The sequence below is a fragment of the Streptomyces sp. NPDC088910 genome (assembly GCF_044749865.1).
Classification (GTDB): Bacteria; Actinomycetota; Actinomycetes; order Streptomycetales; family Streptomycetaceae; genus Actinacidiphila.
Genome location: NZ_JBIVIV010000018.1, coordinates 17,964 through 35,176, shown reverse-complemented (window position 1 = coordinate 35,176; position 17,213 = coordinate 17,964). Strand labels below are relative to the sequence as shown.

General features: G+C 74.0%; 12 protein-coding genes and 1 pseudogene. 7 read left to right on the top strand and 6 right to left on the bottom strand.

What is annotated here, in order from left to right; genetic code table 11:
- Positions 1-2 precede the first annotated feature (2 nt).
- Positions 3-836: a LamB/YcsF family protein gene (locus tag ACIP4Z_RS32360; protein WP_401313914.1), complete on the bottom strand. Its 834-nt coding sequence runs from the start codon at positions 834-836 to the stop codon at positions 3-5.
- A 207-nt stretch (positions 837-1,043) separates the two neighbouring features.
- Between ACIP4Z_RS32360 and ACIP4Z_RS32355 the strand changes: the two genes are divergently transcribed.
- The 3 genes from ACIP4Z_RS32355 to ACIP4Z_RS32345 all read left to right on the top strand — a co-directional run bounded on the left by ACIP4Z_RS32355 (position 1,044) and on the right by ACIP4Z_RS32345 (position 8,666).
- The gene (locus ACIP4Z_RS32355; RefSeq protein ID WP_355344041.1) at positions 1,044-2,555 is read left to right on the top strand and encodes a hypothetical protein; all 1,512 of its coding nucleotides are present in this window, start codon (positions 1,044-1,046) and stop codon (positions 2,553-2,555) included.
- 109 nt (positions 2,556-2,664) lie between these two features.
- On the top strand, positions 2,665-3,579 hold the full coding sequence (locus tag ACIP4Z_RS32350; protein WP_355344044.1) for a hypothetical protein: 915 nt from the start codon (positions 2,665-2,667) through the stop codon (positions 3,577-3,579).
- Positions 3,580-3,713: 134 nt separating this feature from the next.
- A complete protein-coding gene (locus ACIP4Z_RS32345) occupies positions 3,714-8,666 on the top strand; it encodes a hypothetical protein (protein WP_401313911.1) in 4,953 nt (1,650 codons plus the stop codon).
- A gap of 121 nt (positions 8,667-8,787) precedes the next feature.
- On the opposite strand, the gene ACIP4Z_RS32340 is transcribed toward ACIP4Z_RS32345, so the two are convergent.
- The gene (locus tag ACIP4Z_RS32340; protein WP_391050091.1) at positions 8,788-9,195 is read right to left on the bottom strand and encodes a hypothetical protein; all 408 of its coding nucleotides are present in this window, start codon (positions 9,193-9,195) and stop codon (positions 8,788-8,790) included.
- Between the two features lie 166 nt (positions 9,196-9,361).
- On the opposite strand from ACIP4Z_RS32340, the gene ACIP4Z_RS32335 reads away from it, so the two are divergent.
- The 4 genes from ACIP4Z_RS32335 (at position 9,362) to ACIP4Z_RS32320 (ending at position 13,639) form a co-directional block, all read left to right on the top strand.
- Positions 9,362-12,049 carry a nitrate- and nitrite sensing domain-containing protein gene (locus ACIP4Z_RS32335; RefSeq protein ID WP_401313909.1) on the top strand — a complete coding sequence of 896 codons (2,688 nt, stop codon included), beginning with the start codon at positions 9,362-9,364 and terminating at the stop codon, positions 12,047-12,049.
- On the top strand, positions 12,046-12,468 hold the full coding sequence (locus ACIP4Z_RS32330; RefSeq protein ID WP_188286155.1) for a roadblock/LC7 domain-containing protein: 423 nt from the start codon (positions 12,046-12,048) through the stop codon (positions 12,466-12,468). The genes ACIP4Z_RS32335 and ACIP4Z_RS32330 overlap by 4 nt, the downstream gene beginning before the upstream one ends.
- Before the next feature lie 32 nt (positions 12,469-12,500).
- Positions 12,501-12,896, top strand: coding sequence for a DUF742 domain-containing protein (locus ACIP4Z_RS32325; RefSeq protein ID WP_355344056.1), 396 nt, complete (start codon positions 12,501-12,503; stop codon positions 12,894-12,896).
- Positions 12,897-13,027: 131 nt separating this feature from the next.
- Complete coding sequence (locus ACIP4Z_RS32320; protein WP_355344059.1) at positions 13,028-13,639, top strand: ATP/GTP-binding protein; 612 nt, start codon at positions 13,028-13,030, stop codon at positions 13,637-13,639.
- 130 nt (positions 13,640-13,769) lie between these two features.
- On the opposite strand, the pseudogene ACIP4Z_RS32315 reads toward ACIP4Z_RS32320, so the two are convergent.
- The 4 genes and pseudogenes from ACIP4Z_RS32315 to ACIP4Z_RS32300 all read right to left on the bottom strand — a co-directional run bounded on the left by ACIP4Z_RS32315 (position 13,770) and on the right by ACIP4Z_RS32300 (position 17,118).
- Positions 13,770-14,641: pseudogene (locus ACIP4Z_RS32315) on the bottom strand (FGGY-family carbohydrate kinase).
- 331 nt (positions 14,642-14,972) lie between these two features.
- Positions 14,973-16,160, bottom strand: coding sequence for a lipid-transfer protein (locus tag ACIP4Z_RS32310; RefSeq protein WP_401313907.1), 1,188 nt, complete (start codon positions 16,158-16,160; stop codon positions 14,973-14,975).
- Positions 16,157-16,633 carry a Zn-ribbon domain-containing OB-fold protein gene (locus ACIP4Z_RS32305; RefSeq protein WP_401313905.1) on the bottom strand — a complete coding sequence of 159 codons (477 nt, stop codon included), beginning with the start codon at positions 16,631-16,633 and terminating at the stop codon, positions 16,157-16,159. Before ACIP4Z_RS32305 ends, ACIP4Z_RS32310 begins: the two co-directional genes overlap by 4 nt.
- A 119-nt stretch (positions 16,634-16,752) precedes the next feature.
- The gene (locus ACIP4Z_RS32300; RefSeq protein ID WP_401313904.1) at positions 16,753-17,118 is read right to left on the bottom strand and encodes an Mpo1-like protein; all 366 of its coding nucleotides are present in this window, start codon (positions 17,116-17,118) and stop codon (positions 16,753-16,755) included.
- Positions 17,119-17,213: the final 95 nt, after the last annotated feature.

Genomic DNA, 17,213 nt, shown 5'->3' with positions numbered 1-17,213 from the left:
GCTCACGCGAAGGCCGCGATCCGCAGACCCGACGCCTCCAGCGACTCCCGGACGCGGGCCGCCAGCCGGGCCGCGCCCGGTGTGTCGCCGTGCACGCACAAGGACCGCGCCGCGACCGGCACCCTCTCGCCGGTGATCGCCGTCAGCCGCCCGTCGCGGGCGATGCCCACCGAGCGGGCCACCACCTCGTCCTCCGACTCCAGGACCGCGCCCGGCTCGCGGCGCGGGACCAGCGTGCCGCCCGAGGTGTAGGCGCGGTCGGCGAACGCCTCGTGGACCGTGGGCAGCCCTTCGCGGGCCGCCGCGAGCAGCAACTGCGAGCCGGGCAGGCCGAGTACGGGCAGTTCCCCCGCGAGCCGCACGCCCGCGACGACGGCCACCGCCTGCTCGGCGTCGTGCACCGCCCGGTTGTAGAGGGCGCCGTGCGGCTTGACGTACGCCACCGTGGTGCCCGCCGCGCGGGCGAAGACCTCCAACGCGCCGATCTGATAGGCGACTTCGGCGGCCAGTTCCTCCGGAGGCACGTCCATCGAGCGCCGGCCGAAACCGGCGAGGTCGCGGTAGGAGACCTGCGCGCCGATCCGTACGCCCCGCTCCGCCGCCAGTTCGCACACCCGCCACATCGTCGACGGGTCGCCCGCGTGGAAGCCGCACGCGACATTCGCGCTGGTGACGACGGACAGCAGCGCCTCGTCGTCGGTCAGCCGCCAGCGGCCGAAGCCCTCGCCGAGGTCGGCGTTGAGATCGATGACCGCGCCGGGGTCGGTGTCGGGTGCCGCGCCGGGAGGTGTCCGAGGAGCCGTGCCGGGTGCCGCCCCGGTGACCGCGTCCGCCATGATGATCAGCCCGTCCTCGTATCCTCGTATCCGCCTACGAACGGCGCCGAAGGTGCTCCGCGCGCCGCCCGCGAGTCTTCCGTGCCCGTGCCGTACCTGTCGCGGGACCGATCATGGCACTCCCGCGGGCCGACGCGCCGGGTGCCCGCCCCGTGGCGATCCGTGCCGTTTCGTTCGTTGTCGGTGCCACCGCCTAATGTGTGGGGCGTGACCACCACGATCCCGTACTCGCTGCCGGGCGCCGCCCGGCCCGCCCCGGGCCCGGCCGCCGACGAGGGCCTGGCCCGCAGGCTCAAGGCGCTCGCCTGCACGGCGCCGCTGCACGACCTCGACACCCGCAAGGCCAACCTCGCGGGCGAGTACTCGGTGTACGCGATGGCGGAGATCGCGCTGGCCGCGATCGACCTGGTCACGCTCAACATGGACTTCGACACCGGCGCGGACCACGACCAGATAGTGGCCAGACTGCTGCCCCGCGTCGCCGCGCAGGCCCCCGTCCGCGGCCAGGCCGAGCACGAGCGCGTCGCCCGCTGGGTGCTGGAGAATCTGATCAACGTCGGCAGCGCCGACCGCGGATTCCGCGCCGTCTACGGCACGTTCGGCGCCGACGGCGGATATGTGCGGCGGGACTACGACTTCAAGCTGATCGAGGAAGTGCCGGGCCCCGGCGGCAGCGTCTACCTGCGCACCACCGACGAGGCGGTCAACGTCCTGGTCGGCGCGCTCGACACCGACGTCACCAGCGCGCAGATCGCCGCCGAGGTCAAGCTGGAGGTGCTGATCAGCCGCGGCAGGCTCGCCGACGCCCAACTCGCCGCGGAACAGGCCAGGTACCGCACCGTGCAGTACGCGGAGACGCTGCGCCGCACCCTGGAGGCCACCCGGCGCAACGTCCGGGCGGTCGACTGGCTGCGGACCGTCCCCGACATGATCGCCGAGGCCCTCGACCACGTCGCCGACCGCTACCGGCACGAGAACGCGATCCTCACCAACATCCGCAAGGCGCGCGACGAGGCGGAGGAGCCGGAGCACAAGCGCCGCGCCGCCGAACTGGTCGACATCGTCAAGGACTGCATCCGGCGCCACACCCAGCTCCAGTCCAGGCTGTTGGAGGCCGGGCCGCTGTTCCGCGCCGAGCAGGACCGGCAGGCGTTCGCCGCGCCCCCCGCGCGCGCCGGACTCGACCTGTACGGGCAGCTCGTCGCGCCCCTGCTGCCGATCCCGGTCGAGCGCGCGTCGCGGGTCACCGACGCGTTCTTCGCCCGCGGCGCGGGCCTGCGCACCCCGTCCGCCGTACGCGTCACCGACCTGGTCGAACTGCTGCTCACCCCGCCGCTGGAGCGGGAGCACCTGGGCGCGGAGATGCCGGAGCCCGACCTGGTCGCCACCCCGGACGACAGCCGGTTCAGCGAGGAACAGCTCGAATCCGCGCTCGATCTGCTCGACCTGCCGCACGACGCGCCGCGCCGCCTGTCGGGGCTCCTGGCCGACGCCCGCCGCCGCGACCCCGAACTGCCCTATCTGCTGGCCCTGCTGGCGATCCACGCCGCCTCCCCGCCGGTCGGCACCGCCTACCGCCAGGGCGAACAGCGCCTGCTCTTCGCGGTGGACGACGGCACGCCGCTGGACGACCACGAATTCGGCGGCGCCGACCTCATCGTCGGCACCGCGCGGCTGGACGCGGCGGCGATGACGGCCGCGCGCGCGGAGCCCGCGTGAGGCCCGGCACGGCGCCCGCCCGCCGTTTCCGACCCGGCCGCGCGGGACCACGTACGGCGGACGCGACGGCGCCGACCGGCGTCATCGCCTGGACCGAGGAGAGCGAGAAGTGAGCGAGTACCGGGAGACGGCGGCGGACACGCCCGAGGCCGCGGCGTACGAGGCCGGGAGCACCGGACCGGCGCGCACCGGGGGAGTGACGCCCGGCGACGCGGCGGACGCCGCCCGCCTCGTGGGCTTCGGGCTCCAGCCCAAACTGCTGCCCGCCCGCGACGCGGAGTACGCGGAACTGATCCGCCGCCACCGCGAGGACCCCGCCTTCGCGCGCCTGGCCGACGCGGTCGCGGCCGGACTCGGCCTGATCGTGCTGGAGGTCTCGCCCCGCGCCGGAATGGCCCTGGCGGCGGGCGAGGACTCGGTGTTCGCCGTCCGGATGGGCGACTACGCCCGCCGCGCCGCCTCCGACTCCGGTGACCGCTTCCTGCACGGCCTGGCCCACCTCGCCGCGGCGGCGCTCGCCTTCCCGCGCCCCGAGGACCTCGCCGACGACGGCTACATCGGCCGGATCACCGTCAACGGCATCGACGCCTTCATCCGCCAGGCCTGCCGCCGCCTGGAGGAACAGGCCGACGAGACCGGTGAGAACACCGACCCGGCCAGCGACGCGCCGGGACTGGAAGCCGCCTGGCGGGTCTACACCCGGCGCAGCGCGACCGGCGCCACCAAGGACGCCCGCAGGCTGGCCAGTTCCACCACCGGCATCATCGGCAAGGCCGTCGCCTTCCTCGTCGACTCCGGCTTCCTCCAGCGCACCGGGGACGAGTCGGGAGGCACCTACCGCACCACCGCCCGCTACCAGTTGCAGGTCCGCGACATGGCGGGCAGCGCCGCCATGGCCGAACTGCTCGACCTCGGCATTGTCCCGGTCGGCGACGGCAGCGCCAGCCTCGTCCCGGCCGCCGCCGACGACAGCGGCCTCGACCTGGCCGCGGACGCCGGTCTGCCGTTCCACGCCCACACCTGACCGGGGCCCGCCTCCCACCCGCCACCGCCACCGCCTCCCACCCGCCACCGCCTCCCACTCGCCCCCGACCCCCACCTCACCCCCGACCTCCAGTCCACTTCCGACCTGAACCACGAGCCACGAGAGTCCGCCGCATGTACGAGCTTTCCCGACTCCGCCTCTACTCCATCGGGCCCGCGGGCGCGCGCTACGCCGACACCGTCCTGGACCTGCGGGGCGTCGGCGAGCCGGTGCCGCAACCCGCCCCCGCGCAGGGCGAGTTCTTCGCCGACGAGCCCGCAGGACCGCCGCGCCGCCCGGCGCCCGCGGGCGTGCTCTTCCTGGAGAACGGCGGCGGCAAGTCGGTCCTGCTCAAGCTGATCTTCTCGGTGATGCTGCCCGGCCACCGCAACACCCTGGGCGGCGCCAGCTCCGGCGTCCTGCGGAAATTCCTGCTGGCCGAGGACTGCGGCCACGTCGCCCTGGAGTGGCAGCACACCGTCACAGGCGAGCTGGTCGTGGTCGGCAAGGTCAGCGAGTGGCGAGGCCGCCAGGTCTCCACCGACCCGCGGAAATTCGCCGAGGCGTGGTATTCGTTCCGGCCGGGACCCGGCCTCAGCCTGGACTCGCTGCCGGTCGCCGAGGCCGCCAGCGTACGGCCGCCGGTCGAGGGCATGTCCGGCGCGCGCGGCAGGCGCCGCACCATGAAGGGCTTCCGGGACGCGGTCACCGAGGCGGGCAAGGCGTACCCGCACCTGGAAGTGGTGTGGGAGGAGATCCACGACCGGTGGAACGAACACCTCGGCGACCTCGGCCTCGACCCCGAACTCTTCCGCTACCAGCGGGAGATGAACGCCGACGAGGGCGAGGCCGCGGGCCTGTTCGCCGTCAAGAAGGACTCCGACTTCACCGACCTCCTGCTGCGCGCCGTCACCGACACCCGTGACACCGACGGCCTCGCCGACCTCGTGCACGGCTTCGCCAACAAGCTCGGCCGCCGCGCGGAACTCACCGCGGAACGCGACTTCACCGCGGGCTCGCTCGACCTGCTGGAGCGGATCGTCGAGGCCGCCGCCACTCGCGACCAGGCCCGCGGCGTCCACGCCCAGTCCGAACGCCGCACCCGCGCCCTCGCCCGTCGCCTGTCCGCCCGCGCCCAGCAGGAGCGCGGCAGGACCGCCGAACTGGCCGAGCACATGGCGCGCGCCGCGCACAGCGTCACCGACGCCGACCAGGCCCGCGGCGGCAGCGCCCTGATCGCCGCCGAACTTGCCTACCGACACGCCTCGTTGGCGCTGGCCGCCGCGGACAAGAGCGCCGCGGGACTCCGCCGCGAGCTGGGCGACGCCCGTACGCTGCACGCCGCCTGGCAGGCGGCCGAGACCGTACTGCGGCAGCGCGCCGCGGGCGACCGGCTGACCCGCGTCACCGCCGCGATCCGCGAGGCCGAACGCGACGCGGCCCCGGCGCTGGCCGCCCGCACCCGCGCCGCCGCCGATCTCGTACGCGCCCTGCACGCCGCCGCCGCACGCGCCGAGCAGCAGGCCGACGCCGAGGAGGAGCGGTCCGCCGCGCTCCAGGCGGAGTCCGAGGCCGCGCACCGCGACGCGACCGCCGCCGCCACCGAGGCGCAGCGGGCCCGCAGCGAGAGCGGACACCTCGGACAGCGGCTCGCCGAGGTCGAGCAGGAGACCGCCGAGGCGGTCAGCGCGGGCTGGCTCGACGACACCGCACCCGACGCCGACCCGGCCCGCGCGGCCCTCGCCGCCTCCGACGCGGAACAGACCGCGGCGGCCCTGGCCCGTTCCGCCACCGACACCGCCCACAGCGCCGCCGCCCGTGCCCGCGAGGCCGCCTCCGCCGAGGCCCGCGCCGACCTGGCCGCCGCCCGCGCCGCCGACGCCCTCACCACCGCGGAAGCCGCCAGAACCGCCGCGACCGTGGCGGCCACCGCGCTCGCCGCCGACCCCCGCCTGGCCGCCCTGCTGAGCGTGCCGGGCCCGCGCGACGGCACGGATTCCGCGGCGGGCCAGGACGCCGGACACCCGAGCGGCGCCCGCGCCGGCAGAACCTCCGACGCCTCGGCCGGTGGCAGCGCGACCGGGCCGCACGGCGGTACGGGCCGTGACGCCCGGGACGGCTCGGCAGGACGGCACGGCGGTACGGGCTCCGGCGCCGCGGGTACGGCCGCGGGCCGCACCGGCCAGGGCTCGGGAGCCTCCGACCGGGACGGCGCCGGCGCGTCGCCCCTCCGCCCCGCCGCCGCGCGCCCGTCCGCGGACGGACCCCTCACCGCCGCGGAGCTCGACGGCTTCGCCGAGCCGCTGCGGGAACTGCTGGACAGCGCCGTCGCCTCCGCCGAGCGCAAACTCTTCGAGCTGCGGACCGCGGCGGCCGACGACGCACGCATCCTCGCCGCGCTCGGCGACGGCGGCCTGCTGCCGCCGGGCCCCGACGTCCTGGCGACCGTCGAATTCCTGGGGGAGCACGGCATTCCGGCGCTGCCCGGCTGGCGCTACCTCGCACAGGCCGTGGACCCGGTGGACCACGCGGTCGTGCTGGCCTCCCGCCCCGAGCTGGTCGACGGCGTCGTGGTCACGGAACCCGGCTCGTACCAGCGGGCCAGGGACGTGCTGGCGCAGGCCGCCCTGCTGCCGCGCTCGACGGTCGCGGTCGGCACCGCGGCGGCGCTGCTCGCACCGCCGCCCGCGACGGCGGCGGGCAGCGCGGACCAGGACGTGTTCCTGGTCCCGCCGAACCCGGCGATGCACGACGAACTAGCCGCCGACGGCGAACGCCAGGAGCTGCGGGCCCGCGCCACCGCCCGCGAGGAGGACATCAGGACGCTCGCGGCCCGGCTCGGCCACGACCGGACGCTGTCGGCCCGCCTCGCCTCGTGGCGCGCCTCCTGCCCGCCGGACCGCCTCGCCGAGCTGGAGGCGGAGGTCACCGCCGCGCGGCAGAGCGCGGAGCAGGCCCGCGCGGAGCTGGCCGCGCTGCGCGCCGAACGCGCGGAGGCCGAGGCCGCCGCCGCCGAGAGCGCGCGGGACAACGACGCCCGCCGCGCCGCCGCCGAGCAGGCCCGGCGCCGCGCCGACGCGCTCGCCGGTCTCGCCCACCGGCTCCGCGAGCGCGCCAACTGGCAGCGCAGGGCACGGGAGTTGGCCGCCGACGCGGCCGAGGCGGAGACCCGCGCCGAGACCTGCCTGGCGCAGGCCCGCGCCGCGGACGAGGACCGCCGCGCCGCCCAGCGCGCCTCCGACGACGCCCGCCGCACCGCCCGCGTCCTGCGCGCCGAGCGGTCCGAGATCGCCGGAGCCCCCGACGAGAGCGCGCAGGACCGGGCGCAGGCCCCCGCGGCCACCGAGTCGCTGCCCGCGCTCCGCGAGGCGTACCACTCGGCCTCCCAGGTGTACGAGAAGGTCGGTGTCGGCGCGGACCTGCGCGCCGAGCAGGCCCGCGCGGAGAGCACCGAGAACGCGGCCCTGGTCGAACTGGACCGGCTCACCAACAAGGTCCGCAGCCGCGCCGCCCAGTTGCTCGAAGGCCCGGACGGCGCCGACGGCCCCTCCCGGCAGGCCGCGGCGGCCCGCGCGGAACGGCTCGTACAGACCCTGGAGTCGCGCGCCTCCACCGCCAGCGAGCAGTTGGGGCGGCTGCGCGGCGAGGCGGAACGGCTCGCGCCCGCGGACGGCGACCGGCACACCGACCTGCCCGACGGACTGCTGCCGCGCGACGCCGAGCACGCGCAGGAGCTGCTGCGCGCCGCCAACGCCGAACTGGCCTCCCGCACCGACGCGTTGGAGCAGGCGAGGGCCGCCCACACCGACATGGTCCACGCCCACCGCGCCGCCGAGGACGCGGCGGGCGGCTTCGACGAGATCGCCGCGATGCTGCGCGACCTGCTGCGGGACAACGCGCCGGGACAGCAGGCCGAGGACGAGCCGGAGCCGTACCCCGGCAGCACCGAGGAGGCCCGGCAGGCCGCGGCGGAGGCCCGGCGCGGTCTGCGCGGCTGCGCGGCCGACCTGTCCACCGCGGAGACCCAGCTCCGCGAAGCCTCCGACGTCCTGGTCCGGCACGCCAACGCGGTGCGCTACGAGCAGGTCAGGACGCCCGCGCGCCAGCAGATCAGGGAACTGCCCGCCGCCGCGCTGCCCGAGCACGCCGCCGCCTGGGCGACCGCCTTCGCCCCGCGGCTGCGCGTGCTGACCGACGAGCTGACCCAGCTGGAGCGCAACCGCGACAGCATCGTGGACCGGCTGCGCGGCCTGGTCGAGTCCTCGCTCGCCACCCTGCGCTCGGCGCAGCGCCTGTCACGGCTGCCGGAAGGGCTCGGCGAATGGTCGGGCCAGGAGTTCCTGCGGATTCGCTTCGAGGACCCGGACCAGTCCGTTCTCACCGAACGCCTCGGCGAGGTCATCGACGAGGCCACCAGGGCCGCCGTACGCAAGAATTCGGACCTGCGGCGGGACGGGATGTCGCTGCTGCTGCGCGGCGTCGGGTCCGCGCTCGAACCGCGCGGCATCGCCGTGGAGATCCTCAAACCGGACGCGGTGCTGCGCGCCGAGCGGGTGCCGGTCGGACAGATGGGCGACGTGTTCTCCGGCGGGCAGCTCCTCACCGCCGCCATCGCCCTCTACTGCACGATGGCCGCGCTGCGCAGCAACGACCGGGGCCGGGACAAGCAGCGGCACGCGGGCACCTTGTTCCTCGACAATCCCATCGGTCGCGCCAACGCCACCTATCTCCTGGAATTGCAGCGCGCGGTGGCCGACGCCTTGGGCGTACAGCTCATTTACACCACGGGACTGTTCGACACCACGGCACTCGCCGAATTCCCGCTGGTGGTCAGGCTCCGCAATGACGCGGATCTGCGGGCGGGCCTGAAATACATCAGCGTCGAGGAGCACCTGCGGCCGGGACTTCCGGTCCCCGACCCGCAGGGCGAGCAGGTGCACGGCGAGATCACCGCCACCCGGATGTACCGACGGCCGCCCGAGCCGGAGCGGGACGGGAGAGACGGGGAATCGGACGTGCCCGTTTCCGGGTCCGCGCGCGCCGCCGTGCCCGGACCGGGCAGGGAACTCCAGCCGGACAGAGGCTAGTCCGGACCGTCGCCGGCGGTGGCCGCCGCTGCTACCGGCCGCTGCTGGGTACGGACCGCGATCAGCTCCCGGACCGTCGCCCGACCACCAGGTACCGACGGCAGACCGCGAGCGGCCGGAGTCAGACCCCGAGGTGCCAGGGCAGATGGCGCGGTATGTGCACCCGCCGCGTCGGCCTGCCGCGCGCGGCCGACCGCGCCGCACGGTGCCTTCTGCGCCGCTCCCTGCGCAGGGCACGGGCCGCGCTGCTCGGGCTGGAGAGCACCCCGTTGCGCTGGTTCCACACCTGTCGCGTCACCCACACGTCCAACACCGCCCACGTGGCGACGACGCTGGTGAAGACGGCGGAGATCAGCGCGGGCGCCGACAGCCAGGAGTGTCCGGCGGCCAGCAGTACGGCCATCACCGCGAGGATCAGCGCGACGGCCACGATCAGCACCGCCCGCACCGCCGCCGCTCGTACCGGATCGGGCATTCGGGGAGTGCCGACCGGGTCCTCGGTCCACACCCGCCCTTGTTCGAAGTCCATACAAGGTGCCTGCCCCGAATCTTCACGATGCATTCCGGGGTACGTATCCGGCCAGACCTGCCCAACCCTACGCACTGGCTTTCGAGTTACCGCATCGGCAGTAGTAGGCTCACGCCGTTTAAACGCGACAGACGATCCCCATACCGGGGAAGACGTTGGGGAGGCCATGCGCTTTCGCGGTACGACGATCCGCCGGAAGATCGTGGCGCTGCTGCTGATCCCACTGGTGTCCCTCACCCTCATCTGGGCCTTCGCCGCCACCATCACCGGGCGCGAGGTGTTCGGACGGCCGGACATCCAGCGAATAGTCGACAATGTCGGCTATCCCGCCGACGACGCGGTTCGGAACCTTCAGCAGGAGCGCAGGGTCGCTCTGGTCTTTCTGGCCAACACCCGTGACTCCGAGGCGCGGATCGCCTACGACAAGCAGGAACACGCCACCGACGCGTCCATCGCCAAGATGCGGACGACCATCGACGCGTCCGGCGTCCGCGACGACCTCAACGCGCGGTCCCGCGACCGCCTCGACGACCTCCTCAACACCGTCGAGGGCCTCACCTCGCTCCGCCAGCGGATCGACAACCAGCGGATCACCCGCGACGACGCCTACCAGGCGTACAACTCGCTGGTCGATCCCACCTTCGACCTCTTCGAGGAGTACCTCCCGCTCAGCGACGTCACGCTGGACAGCCAGCGGCGCGCGGTGATCGGCCTCTACCGGGCGCAGGAGGAGGTCAGCCGCGAGGACGCGCTGATGGCCGCCGCGATCAGCACCGGCCACACCAGCAAGGACGAACTGCGCTCCTTCACCTTCGCGGTCGCCGAGCAGCGCAACTACTACGCCGTCGACCTCAAGACCCTCACCGACGAGGCGCGCGCGCCCTTCGACACGTACTGGCAGAGCGCCAGCGGCAAGGCGCTGCGGGCCGCCGAGAACGCGATCATCGTCGCGGGCGTGGAGGAGGCGCCGGTCGTGGCCGCCCAGAAGGCGTGGCCCGCGACCGCCGCCACCGTGATGACCGACCTCGGCAAGCTCGACGGCGAGGCCATCGCGAAGTTCAGCAAGCAGGCCAGGCCGCTGTCCACCACGCTGGTCGTCGAAGCCGCCGTCATCGGTGTCCTCGGTCTGGTCGCGGTGATCGCCTCGCTGATCGTGTCGGTACGGATCGGCCGCAGCCTGATCCGCGACCTGTCCGGGCTGCGCCGCGAGGCCCAGGAGGTCTCCGGCACCCGGCTGCCCCGCGTCATGCGGCGGCTGGCCGCGGGCGAACAGGTCGACGTCGAGACCGAGGTGCCGCGCCTCCAGTACTCCGACGACGAGATCGGACAGGTCGGCAAGGCGCTCAACACCCTCCAGCGGGCCGCCGTCGAGGCCGCCGTCCGCCAGGCCGACATGCGCAAGGGCGTCTCCGAGGTCTTCGTCAACCTCGCCCGCCGCAGCCAGGTCCTGCTGCACCGCCAGCTCACCTTGCTGGACGCGATGGAGCGCCGCACCGAGAACGCCGAGGAACTGGCCGACCTCTTCCGCCTCGACCACATGACCACCCGCATGCGGCGGCACGCCGAGGGCCTGGTCATCCTCTCCGGTGTCGCCCCCTCCCGGCAGTGGCGCAAGCCCGTCCAGCTCATGGACGTGGTCCGCGCCGCCGTCGCCGAGGTCGAGGACTACGAGCGGATCGAGGTACGGCGTCTGCCCCGGCTGGCCGTCACCGGCTCCGCGGTCGGCGACCTCACCCACCTGCTCGCCGAACTCATCGAGAACGCCGCCGTGTTCTCGCCGCCGCACACCGCGGTACGGCTGCACGGCGAGCCGGTCGCCAACGGCTTCGTGCTGGAGATCGACGACCGCGGCCTCGGCCTGACGCCCGACGCGCTGCTGGAGTCCAACCTCCGGCTGGCCGAGACCCCGGAATTCGAACTGTCGGACACCGACCGGCTCGGCCTGTTCGTGGTCAGCCGCCTCGCGCAGCGCCAGGGCGTCAGGGTCTCGCTGCGGCAGTCCCCGTACGGCGGCACCACCGCCGTCGTCCTCATCCCGGCGAATCTGCTCACCGAGACCGGCGACGACACCGGCGCGACCAAGATCGGCGACCTCACCGAGTCCCGCCCGGCGCGGGTGCCCTCCGACACCGAGCACACCTTCCGGCAGTGGGGCCTTGACGGCATCGGCGGCGAGACGCAGAAGGAGCACGAGGCGCACCCGGCGGACGAGCCCGTCGGCGCGCCGGTCGGCGAGGCGGGCGACCCGGAACTCGACGGGCCGCTGCCGTTGCCGCGCCGCCGCCGTACCGCGCCCGTACTGGTCTCCGACCGCGGCCGACCGGTCGGCGGACCCTCCGCGCAGACCTCGCAGGCCGACCGGGGAGCGCTGGAACAGGCCGCGGAGCGGGCCGTGGCGCAGGCGCAGGCCCGCGGCGAGCTGTACCCACAGGGCCAGCCGCAGGCGCAGACCCCGGCGCAGGCACCGGCTCCGGCGGAGCCCCAGCCGCTGCCCGCGCGCCGGTCCCCGTCTCGGCCCGCGTCCGAACCCACGCCCGAACCCCCGTCCGGGTCCCAGCCTTTGACGGCCGCGAAGAAGACGACCGCGTCCGGCGCGAGCGGCAGCGCACTGCCCCGCCGGGTCAGGCAGGCCAATCTGGCGCCGCAGTTGAGGGTGGAGACCACCGCCCACGACAGCGGCGGCGCGACCGGCGAGGGCGCCGGCCGCGAGCGGTCGGCGGACGAGGTCCGCGACCGGATGGCGGCACTCCAGCGCGGCTGGCAGCGCGGCCGGGAAGTGACCGAGAACGACGGCACGCAAGACGACCCGTCGGCATCCGCACCGAGAACGACACCTGAGGGGAACGGTCGATGACCGCACCATCGAGCCCGACACGCGAGCTGAGCTGGCTCCTTGACGATCTGGTCTCGCGCGTGGCCAGCATCCGCAAGGCCCTGGTCCTCTCCGGCGACGGCCTGGCCATCGGCGCGTCGGACGGACTGACCCGCGAGGACTCCGAGCACCTCGCCGCCGTCGCATCCGGCTTCCACAGCCTCGCCAAGGGCGTAGGACGGCACTTCGAGGCCGGGCGCGTCCGGCAGACCATGGTCGAACTGGACGACGCCTTCCTCTTCGTGACGGCGGCGGGCGACGGAAGCTGCCTGGCCGTACTCAGCGCGGCCGAGTCCGACGTCGGCCAGGTCGCGTACGAGATGGCGCTACTGGTCAAGCGGGTCGGTGCCCACCTGGGCACCGCGGCTCGGAACGACGGCGGCGCGGCACTCAGCGGCTGACCGGATGATCTGACAACGGGGTGACGGGTGTCATGACTTCTGATTCGGACCGGTGGTACGACGACGCGGCAGGACCGGTGGTGCGGCCCTATGCGATGACAAGGGGCCGCACCAGCAACGCCGCTGAGACGAAGATCGACCTGATCGCCCTGGTGATCACGGAGACCGAGGCCGGGGACGACGGAGGCGCGCAGGACGACCACACGCTGTCACCCGAGCACCTCGACATCGTCGAACGCTGTCAGGTCCAGGCCGTCTCCGTCGCGGAGCTGGCCGCCGACCTCGACCTGCCGGTCGGGGTGGTCCGCGTCCTGGTCGGGGACCTGCTGGAGGCGTCGCACGTACAACTCCACCAGCCGGTCCCACCGGCCGAGTTGGTGGACGAGAACATCCTGCGCGAGGTCATCAACGGGCTGCGCGCGCTGTAGTGGATCGTGATCCACTGCGGCGTGCCGGTCATGTTCGAACAGGACTAGGCTCTCCGCAGACGTACGACGAAGCGCAACCGACGTACAGATCGACGTACAACTGACAACGCCGGCAGGGAAGTAGACACAACATGGCTTTCGCGCGATCGGATCGCCGCCGCAAGCCGTCCGCCGACGAGCCGGTGGCGCTCAAGCTGCTGGTGGCGGGCGGCTTCGGCGTGGGCAAGACCACGCTGGTGGGCGCGGTCAGCGAGATCAGGCCGCTGCGCACCGAGGAGTCGCTCAGCGAGGCGGGCCGCCCGGTGGACGACATCGAGGGCGTGGAGGGCAAGCGCACCACCACCGTCGCCATGGACTTCGGGCGGATCACGCTCAGGGACAACCTGGTGCTGTATCTGTTCGGCACGCCAGGACAGGACCGGTTCTGGTTCCTGTGGGACGAGTTGGCGCAGGGCGCGCTCGGCGCGGTCGTGCTCGCCGACACCCGCCGCCTGGAGGACTGCTTCGCGGCCGTCGACTACTTCGAGCGGCGCGGCATCCCCTTCACGGTCGCCGTCAACTGCTTCGACGGCGCCGAACTGCACGCGCCGGACATCGTGCGCGACGCCCTCGACCTGGACGCCTCGGTGCCGGTGGTGATGTGCGACGCGCGCGAGCGGGACTCGGCGAAGAACGTCCTGATCACCGTGGTGGAACACGCGGCGCAGATGGCGACGGGGCGCAAGGAGCCCGCCGCCACCTGAGCCCGGCGGCTGCCTGGGGTCGGACGCTTCCGCAGACCGGCCGCCGCCTCGGACGCTTCCGCAGCCCGGCCGCCGCCTGAGTCCGGTTCTTCCGCGAGACGGCCAACCGGCCGCCGTTCAGAGCCGATCGCTATCCGGCGGAGCCGTCCTCGCCGTCCTCCTCCAGCCAGCCGAAGCTCCGCTCGACGGCCATCTTCCAACGCCGGTAACCGAGTTCACGTCGCGGCTCGGCCATGCGCGGCCTCCACTCGGTCTCGCGCTCCCACTGCGCCCTGAGCGTGTCGAGGCCGTCCCACACGCCGGTCGCCAGACCCGCCGCGTAGGCCGCGCCGAGGCTGGTGGTCTCGGCGACGACCGGCCGGACCACCGGCACGGCCAGCACGTCGGCCTGATGCTGCATCAGCAGGCTGTTGACGGTCATGCCGCCGTCCACGCGCAGTTCGGCGATGCGTACGCCGGAGTCCTCCTGCATCGCGTCGACCACCTCGCGGGTCTGCCAGCTCGTGGCCTCCAGCACGGCCCGCGCCAGGTGCGCCTTGGTGACGAAGCCGGTGAGCCCGGTGATCACACCGCGGGCGTCGGACCGCCAATAGGGCGCGAACAGCCCGGAGAAGGCCGGCACGACGTAGGCGCCGCCGTTGTCGGGCACGCTCGCGGCCAGCGGCTCGATCTCGTCCACGCTGCGGATGAGGCCGAGTTGGTCGCGCAGCCAGTGGACGAGGGCCCCGGTGACGGCGATCGAGCCCTCCAGTTGGCGATCCCGAGGGCGCTGAGCTGGTCGGGGCGCAGCCCGGCCCTGGCGAGCGCGCCCGCCGCCACGGCCTGCGTCTTCGCCCAGATCTCGGTCGCGTCGTGCTCCACCCAGCCGGGCCGGGGGAGGATCTGCCGGTGGTCGCGCTGGTCGGCGGCGACGATCCGGCCGCCGCTGTCGAAGACGACGCACCGGGTGGATGTGGTGCCCTGGTCGATGGCGGCTACGTAGCTCACGGGCTGGTCGCTCATGTCGGTCTCCCTTGCCCGGTCCGCGCGGGACCGTGTCGGGAACGGGCGGCGGCGCGGACCGCCGGTGGCCGGTGCCCCTCCCGCCGACCGGCTCCGCGCCACCGGAAGTGTTCTCCAGGGGTGACGGAGCGTCAAGAAGCCTGACCGATCAGGTCACTTCACGACGGAGCCGGGACCGATCCCCACCGTTTGACCCGACACGCGTCGGTACGGTCCGGCCCGGTGCGCGTCCGCCTGGCCCGTGCGGCCCGGCGCGCGTCCGACCAACCCGGTCGGCCCGGTGCGCGTCCGCCCGGCCCGTACGATCCGCTACGCGCCCCCCGGTGCCCGGTCACTTCACCACGACCACCGCGGAGCCGTGCCCGAACAGCCCCTGGTTGGCGGTGATTCCGAGCCGCGCGCCCGCGACCTGCCGCCCTTCCGCCCGGCCGCGGATCTGGCGGACCAGCTCGCAGACCTGCGCGATGGCCTGGGCGGGTACGGCCTCGCCGAAGGACGCCAGGCCGCCGCTGGTGTTGACCGGGATGGCGCCGCCCAGCGCGGTCGCCCCCGATCGCAGCAGTTTGGCGCCCTCACCCGTCGCGCACAGGCCCAGATCCTCGTACCACTGGAGTTCCAGGGCGGTCGACAGGTCGTAGACCTCCGCCAGGTCGAGGTCTCCCGGCGCGATCCCGGCTTCCTCGTACGCCGCCGCCGCGATCGAGGCGCGCGGCTCCTGTTCGGGCGGGGGCACGGCGACGGCGGAGTCACTCGCGATGTCCGGCAAGTCCGGTACGGTGCGCGGGTATTGGGGCGTCACGGTGGAGACCGCGCGGATCCGTACCGGGGCGGAGGTGTGCCGCCGGGCGAAGTCCATGCTCGACAGCACGAGCGCGGCGCCGCCGTCCGAGGTGGCGCAGATGTCCAGCAGTCGCAGCGGATCGGCGACGACCGCGGAGGCCGCGACCTCTTCGGCGCTGACCGGCTCGCGGTAGCGGGCCAGTGGATTGGCCGCGCCCGCACGGGAGTTCTTGACCTTGACCTGCGCGAAGTCGTCGAGCGTGTCACCGTGCACGGCCATCCTGCGGCGCGCGTACAGGCCGAAGTAGCCGGGGTTGGTGGCGCCGAGGACCCGGAAGCGCAGCCAGTCGGGGTCGTCGGGCCGCTCGCCGCCCGCGGGGGCGAAGAAGCCCTTGGGCGCGGAGTCGGCGCCGACCACGAGCGCCACGTCGGTGAGGCCCGCCAGGATCTGCGCGCGGGCGGTCGCGATGGCCTGCGCCCCGGAGGCGCACGCGGCGTAGACGCTGGTGACGCGGGCGCCCTGCCAGCCGAGCGCCCGCGCGAAGGTCGCGCCCGCCACGTATCCGGGATAGCCGCCGCGTACGGTGTCGGCGCCCACCACCGACCGCACCTCGCGCCAGTCGAGGCCCGCGTCCGCGAGGGCCGCGCGGGCGGCGGCGACCCCGTATTCGGTGAACGGCCGCCCCCACTTGCCCCAGGGGTGCATGCCGGCGCCGAGGACCGCGATGTCGGCGGTCATCGGGCATCGCCCACGGGCCGCCAGTTCCAGGTGCCGCGTCCGGTGTCGGCGCCGCCCGTACCGTCGGCTGCCGTCTCCCCGAGCACCCCGGGCACCAGCTCGACCGGCATCCCGACCGCGAGATCGGCCGGGGTCACTCCGGGCGCCGCCTGTCCCAGCACGACCATCCGCTCGTCCGCCAGCTCGACGGCGACCAGGGTGTACGGCTGCCACGCGCGCCCGGGGTCCGAGGGATACGGCGGCGGCGTCCGGTAGCGGGCGTCGGTGTACGACCAGACGTGCCCGGTCCTGGAGAGCGGGAACTCGTCCAAGTCGGTACCCGCGCACGCGGGGTTGCGGCAGAAGGAGTCCTCACGGGGGAAGAACACGCTTCCGCAGTCGCGGCACCGGGTGCCGAGCAGCCGGAAGTCGGTTCCCGTCCCCTCGGTGAACCAGCCCTCGACCACCGGCGGTGTGCGCCTGTGCTGCTCCACGCGGCCTCCCCGGCTCATCATCTGACGGATCGTCAGAAGTGTGCCACGGGCGGCCCGCCGACGGAACAGCGCCGGACCGCGCGAAGTCGGCGGGCCGGAAGGGCCGGTGCGAGGCGGCGTCAGGCGTCGTCGCCCGTGCCGCCCTGCTCCGCCAGCCACTTGTCCGCCGTCTCGGCCAGTTCGGCGTCTCGCCCGGCGAGCATGGTGGTGATCATCTTGACGTCGCCGCGCAGCGACCACGCCGGGTGCCCGAAGGTCGCCGGATTGTTCTTCTCGATCAGGAAGTGGGCGGGCCACGCCGTTCCGTACCCGATCAGCGGCAGCGCCGCCGCGTACCGCTTGCGGCCCCGTGCCAGGCCGTACCCGGTGACCGCGAGGCCGGTGAGCGTGCCCGTCAGGTGCACCCAGCGGGTGGCGGCCTTCGAGTGCATCGCCACGTAGTACGGCCAGAACTCCTCGAAGGTGCTGAACGTCTGCTTCGTCATTACCGCAGAGTAGCGCCGCCGCTGGACGGTGTCAGGGGTCGGTGCTATGGTCTTCTCGTAGTGAGAATGACTCACCTTGAGAACAACATCCGGGG

Bases quoted from the DNA above. Each gene is read 5' to 3' on its own strand.
- ACIP4Z_RS32360 (WP_401313914.1), bottom strand. From the start codon at position 836: ATGGCGGACGCGGTCACCGGGGCGGCACCCGGCACGGCTCCTCGGACA.
- ACIP4Z_RS32335 (WP_401313909.1), top strand. From the start codon at position 9,362: ATGCGCTTTCGCGGTACGACGATCCGCCGGAAGATCGTGGCGCTGCTG.
- ACIP4Z_RS32310 (WP_401313907.1), bottom strand. From the start codon at position 16,160: ATGACCGCCGACATCGCGGTCCTCGGCGCCGGCATGCACCCCTGGGGC.
- ACIP4Z_RS32345 (WP_401313911.1), top strand. From the start codon at position 3,714: ATGTACGAGCTTTCCCGACTCCGCCTCTACTCCATCGGGCCCGCGGGC.
- ACIP4Z_RS32320 (WP_355344059.1), top strand. From the start codon at position 13,028: ATGGCTTTCGCGCGATCGGATCGCCGCCGCAAGCCGTCCGCCGACGAG.
- ACIP4Z_RS32340 (WP_391050091.1), bottom strand. From the start codon at position 9,195: ATGGACTTCGAACAAGGGCGGGTGTGGACCGAGGACCCGGTCGGCACT.
- ACIP4Z_RS32330 (WP_188286155.1), top strand. From the start codon at position 12,046: ATGACCGCACCATCGAGCCCGACACGCGAGCTGAGCTGGCTCCTTGAC.
- ACIP4Z_RS32300 (WP_401313904.1), bottom strand. From the start codon at position 17,118: ATGACGAAGCAGACGTTCAGCACCTTCGAGGAGTTCTGGCCGTACTAC.
- ACIP4Z_RS32325 (WP_355344056.1), top strand. From the start codon at position 12,501: ATGACTTCTGATTCGGACCGGTGGTACGACGACGCGGCAGGACCGGTG.